Annotated in this window: 9 protein-coding genes; 1 reads left to right on the plus strand and 8 read right to left on the minus strand. The window is 48.9% G+C overall.

Going from position 1 to position 13669, the window contains the following annotated elements; all coding sequences use genetic code 11:
* Positions 1-24 precede the first annotated feature (24 nt).
* The 6 genes from folE to A4V09_RS15000 form a co-directional block, all read right to left on the minus strand.
* Positions 25-579, minus strand: coding sequence for a GTP cyclohydrolase I FolE (folE, locus tag A4V09_RS14975; RefSeq protein WP_065543059.1), 555 nt, complete (start codon positions 577-579; stop codon positions 25-27).
* A 3-nt stretch (positions 580-582) separates the two neighbouring features.
* Positions 583-1875 carry a bifunctional folylpolyglutamate synthase/dihydrofolate synthase gene (locus A4V09_RS14980; RefSeq protein WP_065543060.1) on the minus strand — a complete coding sequence of 431 codons (1293 nt, stop codon included), beginning with the start codon at positions 1873-1875 and terminating at the stop codon, positions 583-585.
* A 481-nt stretch (positions 1876-2356) separates the two neighbouring features.
* On the minus strand, positions 2357-6913 hold the full coding sequence (locus A4V09_RS14985; protein ID WP_065543061.1) for a PolC-type DNA polymerase III: 4557 nt from the start codon (positions 6911-6913) through the stop codon (positions 2357-2359).
* A 25-nt stretch (positions 6914-6938) separates the two neighbouring features.
* On the minus strand, positions 6939-7994 hold the full coding sequence (gene ispG / locus A4V09_RS14990) for a flavodoxin-dependent (E)-4-hydroxy-3-methylbut-2-enyl-diphosphate synthase (RefSeq protein ID WP_065543062.1): 1056 nt from the start codon (positions 7992-7994) through the stop codon (positions 6939-6941).
* 74 nt (positions 7995-8068) lie between these two features.
* Complete coding sequence (locus A4V09_RS14995) at positions 8069-9211, minus strand: toxic anion resistance protein (RefSeq protein WP_065543063.1); 1143 nt, start codon at positions 9209-9211, stop codon at positions 8069-8071.
* A gap of 155 nt (positions 9212-9366) precedes the next feature.
* Complete coding sequence (locus A4V09_RS15000) at positions 9367-10707, minus strand: 5-bromo-4-chloroindolyl phosphate hydrolysis family protein (RefSeq protein ID WP_065543064.1); 1341 nt, start codon at positions 10705-10707, stop codon at positions 9367-9369.
* A gap of 185 nt (positions 10708-10892) precedes the next feature.
* Here A4V09_RS15000 and A4V09_RS15005 point away from each other — a divergent pair, with 185 nt between their 5' ends.
* Positions 10893-11918: a branched-chain amino acid aminotransferase gene (locus A4V09_RS15005; RefSeq protein ID WP_065543065.1), complete on the plus strand. Its 1026-nt coding sequence runs from the start codon at positions 10893-10895 to the stop codon at positions 11916-11918.
* Between the two features lie 185 nt (positions 11919-12103).
* Here A4V09_RS15005 and A4V09_RS15010 read toward each other — a convergent pair whose 3' ends face one another.
* Positions 12104-12598 carry a dihydrofolate reductase gene (locus tag A4V09_RS15010; RefSeq protein WP_065543066.1) on the minus strand — a complete coding sequence of 165 codons (495 nt, stop codon included), beginning with the start codon at positions 12596-12598 and terminating at the stop codon, positions 12104-12106.
* Positions 12599-12624: 26 nt separating this feature from the next.
* The gene (gene thyA / locus A4V09_RS15015; protein ID WP_065543067.1) at positions 12625-13476 is read right to left on the minus strand and encodes a thymidylate synthase; all 852 of its coding nucleotides are present in this window, start codon (positions 13474-13476) and stop codon (positions 12625-12627) included.
* Positions 13477-13669: the final 193 nt, after the last annotated feature.

Raw genomic sequence — 13669 nt, forward strand, 5'->3', positions numbered from 1 at the left:
TGAAAAGGAAAGGAACAGACTCTGTCAGCAGTCCAGCATTCTATAGAAGGAATTCTGCAGGTTTTCATTGTTGTCAAAGATACCTCTGGTTACCACAGATACGGTTCTGGTTCCCGGTTTTTTAATTCCCCGCATGGTCATGCACATATGCTCTGCCTGTATCAGCACCATTACGCCCTTGGGCTTCAGTTCTTCCATAAAGGCGTCCGCGATCTGGGCTGTCAGTCTCTCCTGAAGCTGAAATCTCTTGGCAAAGACCTCCACGGTTCTTGCAATCTTACTAAGTCCCACCACTTCCCCGTTGGGAATATAGGCAATGGCTGCATTCCCATAGAAGGGCAGCATGTGATGCTCACAGAAGGAATAAAAATGAATATCCTTTTCCATCACCATGTCATTATTGTCCACATGAAAACGCTTCCTCAGATGCACTGCCGCATCATCCGAATATCCGGCAGCCAGTTCCTCATACATGCGGGCAATTCTGTCCGGTGTCTCCAAAAGTCCCTCTCTGTTTATATCCTCCCCAATCCCTTCCAGAATCAGGCCTACTCCCTCTTTTATCTTATCCTGGTTCATGTTTTATTCTCCCTCCATGGACTGTACTTCCCGGTCAAGCTCCCCTAAAAAGGACAGAGAGCCAAACGCTGCGATCACGTCATCTTTCTGTGTATTTTTCATGCTTTTTTCCACAGCTTCCCGTATGCTGCCTGCTGCCTCCACGCTGGGATTCACCTTTTCCACAGCTTCTTTTAACTTTCCGGCAGAAAGCGCCCTGGGATTGCCCGGTGTTTCTATAGTGATAATATGTTTTGCAAGGGGTGCTGTCATCTCGATCACACTTTGATAATCCTTGTCCGCCAACACGCCCATAATAAAGTGCAGGTTTTTCCCCTGAAAATAGGTCTCAAGGGAATCTTTCAACACCTTGGCCGCGGCCGGATTGTGGGCACCGTCTATGACCACCACCGGATTTTTGTGGATGACAGAAAAGCGTCCTCTCCAGAAGGCCGCCTTCATGCCTTTTCGCACCTGCTCCTCTGTCAGGGAATACCCAAGTTTTCGCAGTACCTCCACAGCCTCCAGCGCCAGGGCTGCATTCGTCACCTGGTATGTGCCCGCCAGGGTGATGTCCACGTCTTTCCAATTCTTATATGTAAAAGTCTGCTTCTCATAACCGTAATGTACATCCCGAAAAGCATCCGGGTCCACAACCGCCAGCTTACAGTCCTTTTCACGGCAGACCCGCTTGATCACCGCCGCCGCTTTTGGGTCCTGCTTGGCACTTACCACCCATGTGTGTGGCTTGATGATTCCCGCTTTATTCTCTGCGACCTCCTGAAGCGTCCCGCCCAGAAACTCCATGTGGTCCATACCTATGGAGGAAATCATCTCCATTACTGTTGTTTTCACCACATTGGTGGCATCCAGCGTCCCTCCAAGTCCGGTCTCCAGCACTACTATGTCACATTTCTGCTCCTTAAAATATAAAAAGGACAGGGCAGTCTCCACTTCAAACACAGTTGGGTTCCCTTTATTCTCCGCCTCCATGGCATCCACGGCCTCTTTGACCACGGTCACCAGGGCAGCCAGGGATTCCCTGTCTATCATCACTCCATCCACCTGAATCCGTTCCCGGTAAGCATATAGGGTTGGAGATATGTACCGGCCTGTCCGAAAGCCCGCTCCGGAAAGGATTGTAGACATATATGAGAGTGCTGACCCCTTTCCATTGGTACCGGAAATGTGGATAAATTTCAGATCATCCTGGGGATCACCAAGCCGTCCAAGCAGCTCTCTCATGTTATCCAGACCAAGTACACTTCCGTATTTGGACACCTCGTCCAAATATACTCTTGCTTCTTCGTAATTCATGTTTCTCCTATCCGAGGCGGCTCTCTTTTCTGTCCGTCTCTTTATCGTTCCCATTATATTACTTTTCCCTTGTGTATTCAAGAAATGTTTTATATATAAAACGCTGCATAAAGAGGCACAGACTTTATTCCTTATACTTTCCTTTATAGACCCTTTACATGATCTCCGGCTTTGCACTCTACTGGGATCACATGGTCATCACGAATAATCAGAAAATCCCCCTGATGTGTTGGCTCTCCGTTCCACACAGGCTGTTTACCGACATACCTATACGCGCCGCCATAATTCCCATTCAGGATTCCTGCCTGTATGGGCCAGTCGATGGAATCTCCATCCTGTGATGCCCTGGCTATTTTTTTGCTTCTCTTGCCAACTGTGAGGGAAGAGAATCATACGCTGCAAGATGGCTGCAGGCATACCGCAGCAAAAAAAGGAGAAAACCTTTTCATCCCCTGGGATAAAAATGCCTCTCCATTTTTCTTTACTGAAAATCGAACAACGACATCTGATTGGAATCGGGCAGATCACCGAATAATCCCAGATCATCCATCAGATCAATAACCGTCTTGCTGACCTTTGTCCTGTTGCGGAAATCGTCTTTGGACAAAAATTCCCCTTCCTCCGCGGCAAGCACCACGGCATCGGCTGCCCTGTCTCCCAGACCCTCTATGGTATCCAGGGCGGGCATCAGCTTATCATCCATGATCTGGAAGGTGTGGGCATTGGCTTTATAAAGGTCAATAGGCAGAAACTCAAATCCTCTGGCATACATCTCCTGCACAATCTTCATATCCCTGTAAGTATCCTGCTCCTTCTTGCTCAGGGTATCCTTGCGCTTCTCATAGTCGTCCATAAAATACTCCAGCTTTTCTTTTCCCTGGCACATCAGCTCATAGGAAAAGGCAGTTGCACGGATACTGAAAAATGCTGCGTAGTATGCAAGCGGATAGTAAATCTTACAGTAGGCAATTCTCCATCCCATCATAACGTAAGCCGCTGCATGGGCTTTTGGGAACATGTACTTGATCTTCTTACAGGACTCAATATACCAGTCCGGCACATCGTGCGCTTTCATATCATCAATCCAATCCGGCTTCAGGCCCTTTCCTTTACGCACGCTCTCCATTATGGTAAAGGCCTGCCCGTGCTCCAGCCCCTTGTTGATCAGATATATCATGATATCATCTCGTGTACAGATACAGGTGGTGATGGTCGCCGTCCCTGACTTGATCAGATCCTGGGCATTTCCCAGCCACACATCCGTACCGTGGGACAGGCCGGAAATACGCACCAGATCAGAAAATGAGGTGGGATTGGCGTCGATCAACATCTGCATGGCAAAATCCGTTCCGAACTCCGGAACGCCCAGACAGCCCAGAGGACATCCCCTGATATCATCCGGTGTGATTCCCAATGCATCCGTATTTTTGAAAAGAGACATAACCTCATTACTGTCCAGAGGGATCTCCCTGGCATTGATGCCGGTCAAATCCTCCAGCATACGGATCATTGTGGGATCATCGTGTCCCAGTATATCCAGCTTCAGCAGGTTGGAGTCAATGGAATGGTAATCAAAGTGTGTTGTGATAATATCGCTGCCCATATCATTGGCGGGATGCTGTACCGGGGTAAATTCCTCGATATCCCAGCCGATGGGAAGAACAATAATGCCGCCCGGATGCTGTCCCGTGGTCCTGCGGACACCTGTGCATCCCTGCACGATCCTGTTGATCTCACAGTACCGCTTCCGGCTTCCCCGCTCTTCAAAATAATTCTTCACATAACCGAAGGCTGTCTTTTCCGCAAGGGTACCGATGGTACCTGCCTTGAAGGTCTGCCCGGCCCCGAAGATAACCTCCACATAACGGTGGGCCTTGCCCTGGTAATCTCCGGAGAAGTTAAGGTCAATATCAGGCTCCTTATCCCCCTTGAATCCCAAAAAGGTCTCAAAGGGAATATCAAACCCTTCTTTTGTCAGGGGCTTTCCACACACCGGACAGTTCTTATCCGGCATATCACAGCCGGCCCTGCCGGAGTAAGCCCGCACCTCCTCGGAATCAAAATCACAGTAATGACAGGAGGGACAGTAATAATGAGGGCTTAGAGGGTTTACCTCCGTGATACCTGACATAGTGGCAGCAAATGAAGAACCCACGGAACCACGGGAACCTACCAGATAACCGTCACTGTTACTCTTCCACACCAGTTTCTGGGCAATCATATACATAACCGCATATCCGTTGGAGATGATCGAGTTCAGTTCCCTCTCCAGACGCTCCTCAACCACTTTTGGAAGCTCATCCCCATATATCTCATGAGCCTTGCTGTAGCAGATCTCTCGCAGCATTTCATCCGAATTTTCAATGACAGGGGGACATTTACCATTGTGGATCGGGGATATCTTCTCCACCATATCCGCAATCTTGTTTGGATTGGTGATAACAACTTCCTCAGCCTTCTCACTTCCCAGATAGGAAAATTCATCCAGCATTTCCTCCGTGGTATGAAGGTACAGAGGCGGCTGTTGATCCGCATCATCAAAGCCCTTGCCAGCCATGATGATCCTTCTGTATACCTCATCCGATGGGTCCAGGAAATGCACGTCGCAGGTGGCGACCACGGGCTTATTGAACATCTCCCCAAGCTTCACGATCTTCTTATTGACATCCCTTAGATCATCCTCCGTCTGGATATCTGTCCGGTCCTCATTCCGCAGCATAAAGGCATTGTTACCGATAGGCTGGATCTCCAGATAGTCATAGAAGCTCACAAGTCTGGCGATCTCCGGTTCGGGTCTGCCGTTTAAGACTGCCTGGTACAATTCCCCTGCCTCACAGGCGGAGCCTATCATAAGCCCCTCCTGGTATTTCAGATACAGGCTTTTGGGTATTCTGGGCCTTCTGTGATAATAGATCAGATGGGAATCTGACACCAGATGATAGAGATTCACCCTGCCCGTATCATTTTTAGCCAGGATGATGGCATGGTAAGAGGGCATTTTCTGCACTGCATTCACAGATACAGCCCCCTTCTCGTTAAGTTCATCCAGGGTGCCGATATCCCGCTCTTCACACATGGTGATAAATTTCTGGAAAATCTGGGCTGTACACTCCGCATCATCCACCGCCCTGTGGTGATGTTCCAGGGAAACGCCCACTGCTTTCGCCACGGTATCCAGCTTAAAACGGTTTAACTGAGGAAGCAGGAAACGCGCCATTCCCACAGTATCCACGGACGTGTAGTCTGTCTCAATCCCTAAATCCTTACAGTTCTTCTCAATAAAGCTCATATCAAATTCCGCATTGTGGGCAACCATGACAGCCCCTTTGCAAAACTCTACGAATTTTGGAAGCAGCACGTCAATGCCCTCTGCACCTGCTACCATACTGTCATTGATGCTGGTGAGTTTCTCAATTCTGAAGGGAATGGGGATTCTGGGGTTTACAAACTCAGAGAACCGCCCCACGATCTTGCCGTCCTCCACACGGACCGCACCGATCTCGATGATCTTATCACGAAGCGCTGAAAAACCCGTTGTCTCTATATCAAATACCACAAAGGTTCCCCGCATGGACTGTCCCTTGCTGTTCTGCACAATGCCCTTCATGTCATCTACCAGATATGCCTCCACACCGTAAATGACCTTAAAATCCGCATCCGGGGGCACTACCCCGCCCCAGGAATCAAAGCAGTGGTTCGCCTCCGGGAAAGCCTGCACCACCCCGTGATCCGTAATGGCAATGGCCCTGTGCCCCCACTCATAGGCGCGCTTGATGATGGCCTTTGCATCTGACACACCATCCATATCACTCATCTTAGTGTGGCAGTGAAGCTCCACTCTTTTTTCCGGGCTGGTATCAGCCCTGGAACTGGTAAACGGGGCAGTCTTCTTGATACCCACCACGCTTCCGATGGTCAGCTCACTGTCATACCGGTCAATGGTGGTCACGCCCTTCAGTTTCAGGAAGGCTTTCTCCTTCACACCCCCCAGGATTTCTTCCACCTGGTCGTTTCTCGCAAACATCTTCACCGTGATGGAATCCGTAAAATCCGTGATCGCAAAAATGATGATGGTCTTCTCATTTCTGATCTCTCTGGTCTCCAGTGTCATGATCTGACCGCGGATACAGACCTCACCCATCTCTGTCTGGATACTTTCCAGAGGAATCGTCTCGTCCTCAAAATCCCTGCCATAGAGCACGTCGGGATTATCCGAGCGTTTGATGCTCCGTTTGTGATCACCGAAACTGCGGTCACCTTTTCCAAACGCTTTTTTGCCCTTCGCGTCTTTTCCGCCTTTGGATTCTTTCTTGTCTTTGTCCACCTTATTTCCGCCTTCTGCCGGTTTTTTATCAGCAGACGCTTCTTTTCTGTCTGTACTTTTGCCTTCCCCGATACCTTGGACAGCGGACGATTCTCCTTCTTCCAGGAAATCCTCCCCGTCATTCTGCTGCCCGAAAGAAGACTGCTCAATCACGTGGGCAGCCTCCTGCATAATACGAATCTCGCTGTTTTTGCGGACCTTGCTCTCGCTGGCCTCCACATATTCAGGCTCCACGATCAGGGAAAAGGGACAGCGCTCGCAGAACACCTTCTCAATGTAAGAGACAAGTTCCTCCTCCCGGCTTTTAGCCAGCACAGAAGACTGCATTTTGAGCTCCATCTTCTGTTCCTCCGGGAAGGAGATCTGGGCAGTACGGAACATATTGTATACCAGAATGCTGTAGTTTTTCAGCTCCATGGACATGGAGGCGCGGTATGCGTCAAAGAACAGCTTTGGCGTATACTGGCCGGTCAGAGTGAATTTTTCTATGATCTTCACTGCCATGGGTACACCGGGAAAGAACTGGTTCCGTATGGTCTCCTCCAGGGAATAGATATACTTTTTATGAATCCACTGTCTGCTCCGGATATAGATTCTGATATGGTCTTTTTCCGGATTGACGGCAGCCTTTGTCACCACTACCTCTTCCAGCAGAGCAGCCAGCTCCTGCCCCACCTCCAGATTGGGGAAGACATCCAGAAAATTCTTTTCCATCTTTAAGCTTCCTTTCCGTAAAACACTATTTCTCCCAGTTCTCCAGTTCCCGCCTAAGGGTTCCAAGAAGCTCTGCCTCCGGAACTTTTCGGATGATCTCACCCTTTTTGATCAGCAGGCCCACACCTTTGCCGCCTGCGATACCGATATCCGCCTCTTTTGCCTCACCGGGGCCGTTGACCACACAGCCCATAACAGCCACCTTAATGTCCAGAGGGAACTCCTGCACCATGGTTTCCACCTGGTTTGCAAGTCCGATCAAATCTATCTGCGTTCTTCCGCAGGTAGGGCAGGACACCACCTCTATACCTCCTTTTCGGAGATTCAGGGTCTTTAAGATCCTCTTTGCTGACTTGATCTCCTCCACCGGGTCCCCGGTCAGGGATACCCGGATGGTGTCCCCTATCCCCTGATACAAAATAACGCCAAGGCCAACAGCGGATTTGATATTGCCGGAGTACAGGGTGCCTGCTTCTGTGATTCCCACATGGAGAGGATAATGCGTCCTCTCTGCCAAAAGTTCATGGGCTTTGATGCACATGAGCACATCTGAGGATTTGATGCTGATCACCAGGTTGTCATAGCCAAAATCCTCAATGATCTTCACCTTGTCAAGCGCACTCTCCACAAGCCCCTCCGCAGTCACACCGTGATACTTCTCCACCAGCTCTTTTTCCAGGGAACCGGAATTGACACCCACCCGGATGGGGATATTCCGCTCCTTTGCAGTGTCCACAACGGCCTTTATTTTCTCCGGCCCTCCAATGTTGCCCGGATTGATACGAATCTTGTCAGCCCCCTTCTCCATTGCGGCAACAGCCATCCTGTAATCAAAATGAATGTCAGCCACCAGGGGAATATGGATCTGTTTCTTGATCTCCCCAAGGGCCTCTGCCGCATCCCAGCTCGGAACCGTACAGCGGACGATCTCACACCCTGCCGCTTCCAAAGCAAGAATCTGTGCCACCGTGGCTTTTACATCCTCTGTTTTTGTATTGGTCATGGACTGGATCAGAATAGGGTTTCCCCCTCCTATTTTTTTTTCACCTATCCGCACCACTTTTGTATGGTCACGATACATATTACTGCCTCCTGTATTATAAGCGTGTTTGGGCGTGTCCGGGCTTTTCTGCCCCGGACACGCCCGCTTCGCATTTACCGGTTGATCTCTAAAAGTTTCTGTTTCAGTTCCCCTTCCAGACGGTTCATCTCCACCTCCGCTTCCATACGCTTCTGGTGTCCCTCTTTCTGGATGTTCATAATCTCATCAAATGTGCTGATCAGTGACTCGTTTGTATGTTTCAGAGTCTCGATATCCACAATGCCTCTCTCGGATTCTTTTGCAGCATCGATGGTAGCCATCTTCAGTGTCTCCGCATTTTTCTGGAGCAGGGCATTTGTCATGTCTGTCACCTGCCTCTGTGCCCTTGCAGCTTCAGAGGAATGAGCCACACCCAGAGCCAGGACCATCTGGCTTTTCCACAGGGGAATGGTATTTACCAGGGTGGACTGGATCTTCTCTGCCATCAGGGTGTCATTGCCCTGGACCAGACGGATCTGGGGGGCTGTCTGAATGGAGATCATGCGGGTGAGTTCCAGATCATGGATCTTCTTTTCAAATCTCTGGCACATGGAATCCAAATCCTTGGCTGCCTGGGCATCCTCCGGAAGGCCGCTTCTCTGGGCTTTGTCCATAAGCTGGGGAAGGTCTGTGTTTCTCACTTCCCGGAGCTTCTTCTTTCCTGCCAGAATGTACATGGAAAGTTCTTTGAAATAGTTCAGGTTCAGGGCATACATCTTGTCCATGGTGGCAGCATCCTTCATAAGCTGAATCTGGTGCTGCTCCAAGGTCTGTACGATCTTTCCTATATTGGTTTCAGCCCTGGCATATTTGGTCTTCATGGCTTCTATTCTGTTGGAACCACGTTTGAAGAAACCGCGCAGGCCTTTTTCCTCCTCGGCAGCGTCAAAGCTTTTGAGCTGTGTCACCACATCGCCAAGAAGGTCTCCCACTTCGCCCAGGTCCTTTGTCTTTACTTTTTCCAGAGCCTCCTCTGAGAAATCCGCCATCTTTTTCTGGGTACCTGCCCCATACTGCAGAATAGCTGCAGAATTGCGGATATCAATCTGTCTCGAAAAATCATCCACCATTTTCCGCTCCGCATCGGAGAGCACGCTCTCGTCAAGCTGGGGTTCCACCGGCTCCTCTTTTTTTATTTCCACAACCGGCGCCTCCTCCTTTGGCGCATCAAACGTCAGTGTAGGTGTTACTGTAAAATCCTTGAATTCGTCACTCATCTCTTACTCCTTCTTTTACTTCTTTCCGCGCCTCGGTAATTTCACAGAGTACGACTACATCTTATATCCATGTATTACTCAGCCTCATGCCAGTGTGGGATACCGATTCCGCTCCGCCCGCCGCTGCCATCCATCTTATTTTAGGGTGAAAATCCTCACTTATCCTGTTGAAAATCTTTACCGCCGGTAAGGCCTTCCTGTGCCAGCATGGTCTTCAAAACAGATATATCCGTGGATACATCCCAGGCTGTATCCCTGAAAAAGCTGTCCAGAAGGTTTTCAAATGCCTGATTGATCGTATCCAGTGTATTTTCAATTTCTTTCTTTGCGGTTTTAATATTATCGCCTTCCACGTCCTGTTTGTCCAGCTCTTCATAGGCCTGCAGAAGCTTCACTGTGGTGGGCAGATAATAATCCATAAATTTGTGCAGATCGTCAATCAGCTCCGGATGCTGTTCCACACGTTTGAAGATCCGGCGGATCACATTTTCCAGATGATACATTTTGTTGGATATCTCCACGCCCGGAATCGCGTCGTTGCTCTTCCGTATCTGTTCCATGTAGGCATTGCCTTCCTCTATAACCTCACGGGTTTCCTTGGATAAATCCTTATCTCCCGCTGTTTCCTCTTCTTTTTTGATTTCCTGCTCTTTTGTCTTCTGCTGGATCTCCGCCTGTTTCTTTGTCTCCAAATATTGTTTGTAAGATTCGTCACTGGTGATCAGACAGGTACCCGAATCATCCAGATGGCCTTCCAGAAACATATATTTCTTGATCATCCGCTTTAAATCCCGGCGGACAAATTTCTCCGGTTTTCTGACGCCCTTTGCCAGCTCTGAAATTTCCGCATACGTCCTGCCGTTCAGGGTGTGTATGTAGGAGCGGAAACGGTTCACTTTTTTTCTCAGCTTGTTCCCACAGATTCCCATGATACCGCTGATCCCTATTGCGGGACCAAACACAGAGACAAATATCCCCATTTTCTCAGCCAGAGAACCTATGAACAGCGAGCAGATTCCCAGCACAGTCAGCGTAACGCCAAACATAGCCAGCAGCGCAAAGCCCAGTGTGGTAAATAATATACCCATGGCTCTTGGTCCGCTGGTATTTATATAGAGGGCAAACTTTTCTCTTGCTTCCTTCACACGTTTTGTCTCTGGATAGTGATACCTCGGCCTTGTCTGCGCCCCGTCCTGGGAATAGCTCCTGTCATTCCATGAGGAGCTGCCCGCGCAAGTTTTGCGGGTGCCGGGTCCTCCATAAGACCTGCCGTATCGCCCGGGGCCTTTATAGCCCGGCCCCTGATCCATACCGTTCTTGGCCTGGTCCATGCCGCTTTTTGCCGCATCTTTCACGCTGTTGGCCACATTACTAAGGGCGTCTTCCAGCGTAGCGCCCAAGTCCCGGTTCAACCGGTTAAAATTTCCTGTGTCCAGGGCATCCTGTACGATATCCTTAATATCTCTGCCCAGATTATTCCAATCATTATTTGCCATTTTTTATCTCTCCAGTTTTTCAAAACTAAAACCTGTTTCACATACATCTCCGTTTGAATACGATTATATATGAAATAAGAGAAAAAAGCAATGCGGCATCTCTTGCAATTCATGGATTAAAGTTCTATAATGATAAAAAATATTTTATTACATACCGTATCTATCGGCAGAATGGAGGATTCACTATGGAAAAGAAGAACATTGACTGGTCTAACCTCGGTTTTACATATATGAAAACCGACTACCGCTATGTTTCTAATTATAAGGACGGCGCCTGGGATGAGGGCGCAATGATAACGGACGACACCGTGGCGATCAACGAATGCGCAGGTGTCCTGCAGTATGCACAGACCGTTTTTGAGGGGCTTAAGGCTTACACCACAGAAGACGGCCGCATTGTCACCTTCCGCCCTGACTTAAACGGTGAGCGCATGGAAAATTCTGCCCGCCGCCTGGAAATGCCAGTGTTTTCAAAAGAACGCTTCATAAAAGCAGTTATTGAAACCGTAAAGGCAAATGCCGCCTATGTTCCTCCTTACGGCTCAGGAGCCACCCTGTATATCCGCCCCTATATGTTTGGGAGCAATCCGGTCATCGGTGTGAAGCCTGCCGATGAATACCAGTTCCGTGTATTCACCACTCCTGTAGGACCTTACTTCAAAGGCGGCGTAAAGCCTCTGACCATCCGTGTCAGCGATTTTGACCGGGCCGCGCCAAACGGCACCGGCCATATCAAAGCAGGCCTGAATTACGCCATGAGCCTTCACGCTATCGTGGATGCCCACAGCCAGGGCTTTGACGAGAATATGTATCTGGACCCAGGTACCAGAACAAAGGTGGAGGAGACCGGAGGTGCCAACTTCCTGTTTGTCACCAAAGACAACACTGTAGTCACTCCAAAATCCAGCAGCATTCTGCCCTCCATCACCAGACGTTCCCTGATCTATGTTGCTGAACATTATCTTGGACTGAAGGTTGAGGAAAGAGAAGTTCTCTTGGAAGAAGTCAAAGATTTCGCTGAATGCGGACTATGCGGTACGGCTGCCGTTATCTCTCCTGTGGGTAAGATCGTAGACCACGGCAAAGAGATCGTACTGCCGGCAGGCATGGAACAGATGGGTCCTGTAACCCAGAAGCTGTATGATACACTCACAGGCATCCAGATGGGAAGACTGGAAGCTCCTGAGGGTTGGATCCAGGTTATCGAATAAGGCTCCCATGACATTAGGGAAACGCATCCGGAAATATGCCTACCCTTGAGCGGGGTGGAGGAACATGGCCTCTCTCTTGTGCCGCCTTTATACATGCTATACAGAAAGAACCACACAACTGACACGGCCTCCGGAAGAATTCCATCTTCCGGAGGCCTGATCTTATCTGCTGAAACCTTCAGGTATTATTCTTTATTTCTTTTATACTGCACGAATTGGTATTCCAAGTCAAAATATGTCTGCTCCTCACTGGCCCCTGCCACTGACCAGTCTTTTCTCTCGTCCAGATTCGGAAACCAGGTATCTGCCTCATAGGCAAAATCAATCTTTGTCACATGTGCCGTATCACAGTGATCCAGCAGAGCGCTGTAAACGCTGTCCCCTCCGATGACATAAACATCTTCACTGTCATACTTTTTCAGTTCCTCCATGAGTTCGTCCACACTGTGCACGATCACAGCACCTTTTACCTTATAATTCACATCCCTGGTCAGGACAATATTAGTACGGTTTTTCAAGGGCTGTCCCCCCGGAAAGCTCTCCAGCGTCTTTCTCCCCATCACCACTACTTTGCCTGTGGTGGTTGTGCGGAAAAACTTCATGTCAGCCGGAATACTTACAAGAAGACGGTTGTCTTTGCCGATTCCCCAATTCTTATCTACCGCTACGATTATATTCATTCTGTCTCTCCTTTGCTTAACGATTTTCAGACTGCTATAGGTATATTTTTGATCTGCGGCCCAGCCTGATAATCCTCCACAATTAAATCATTGGTGGTAAAATCATAAAAATCCTTTATCTCCGGATTCAGGGTTACCTTAGGCGCCTCATACGGTGTCCTGGAGATCAGCTCCCTGATGGCCGGCACGTGACGGTCATAGATATGGGCATCCGCGATCACATGCAGCAATTCTCCGGGAATCATGTTATTGACCTGAGCCACCATCATAAGAAGGATGGAATACTGGCATACATTCCAGTTATTTGCTGCCAGAATATCCTGGGAACGCTGGTTCAAAACCCCATTTAAAATGAGCTTCTCCTCCCCCGGCTCCTTTGTCACATTGTAAGTCATACTGTAACAGCAAGGGTCCAGGGCGCCGCTGTTCAGGTATTCAAACTGATACAGGTTTGTCATGATCCTGCGGCTGTAGGGATTCTCCTTCAACTGCCGAAGAACGTAATCCATCTGGTCGGTCTCCTCCCCTTTATAGATGAACTTTCTCCCCACCACATCTCCGTAGCAGGTTCCGATGGAGCCGTTTTCATCCGCCCATGCATCCCAGATATGAGATTTCAGTTCGTGAATGTTGTTGGATTTTTTCTGGTATATCCAGAGGATCTCATCCATGCAGCTTTTGAGAGCCGTCCTGCGCAGTGTCAGGGCTGGAAATTCTTTTCTCAAATCATACCGGTTCACCACCCCAAAACGTTTGATGGTGTAGGCACTTTCCCCGGTATCCTCCCATTTTGGGCGGACCTTCTCGCCCTTTGTATCCGTGCCGTTTTCCAGGATATCACGGCACATATCCATAAAAATATGATCTGCCTGACTCATGTCTCATCCTCGCTTTTCTATTTGTTTCATTCCATCTCGGCAAGTCCAGAGAGATTTCTAAGCATATTTATTTAGTTTTTTATCTCGTTTCTGCCGTTATTTTATCTCTTTCAATATATTATTGGGGCTTGCTGATTTTCTGTTGACAATATACTGCCACTTTATTATAACTTCCGTGAAAATATTTGACAAC

This window comes from Blautia pseudococcoides, assembly GCF_001689125.2.
Lineage (GTDB): Bacteria > Bacillota > Clostridia > Lachnospirales > Lachnospiraceae > Blautia > Blautia pseudococcoides.

Coding starts and splice junctions, on each gene's coding strand:
- folE (WP_065543059.1), bottom strand. CDS start 579: ATGAACCAGGATAAGATAAAAGAGGGAGTAGGCCTGATTCTGGAAGGG.
- A4V09_RS15000 (WP_065543064.1), bottom strand. CDS start 10,707: ATGGCAAATAATGATTGGAATAATCTGGGCAGAGATATTAAGGATATC.
- A4V09_RS15005 (WP_065543065.1), top strand. CDS start 10,893: ATGGAAAAGAAGAACATTGACTGGTCTAACCTCGGTTTTACATATATG.
- A4V09_RS14980 (WP_065543060.1), bottom strand. CDS start 1,875: ATGAATTACGAAGAAGCAAGAGTATATTTGGACGAGGTGTCCAAATAC.
- thyA (WP_065543067.1), bottom strand. CDS start 13,476: ATGAGTCAGGCAGATCATATTTTTATGGATATGTGCCGTGATATCCTG.
- A4V09_RS15010 (WP_065543066.1), bottom strand. CDS start 12,598: ATGAATATAATCGTAGCGGTAGATAAGAATTGGGGAATCGGCAAAGAC.
- ispG (WP_065543062.1), bottom strand. CDS start 7,994: ATGTATCGTGACCATACAAAAGTGGTGCGGATAGGTGAAAAAAAAATA.
- A4V09_RS14985 (WP_065543061.1), bottom strand. CDS start 6,913: ATGGAAAAGAATTTTCTGGATGTCTTCCCCAATCTGGAGGTGGGGCAG.
- A4V09_RS14995 (WP_065543063.1), bottom strand. CDS start 9,211: ATGAGTGACGAATTCAAGGATTTTACAGTAACACCTACACTGACGTTT.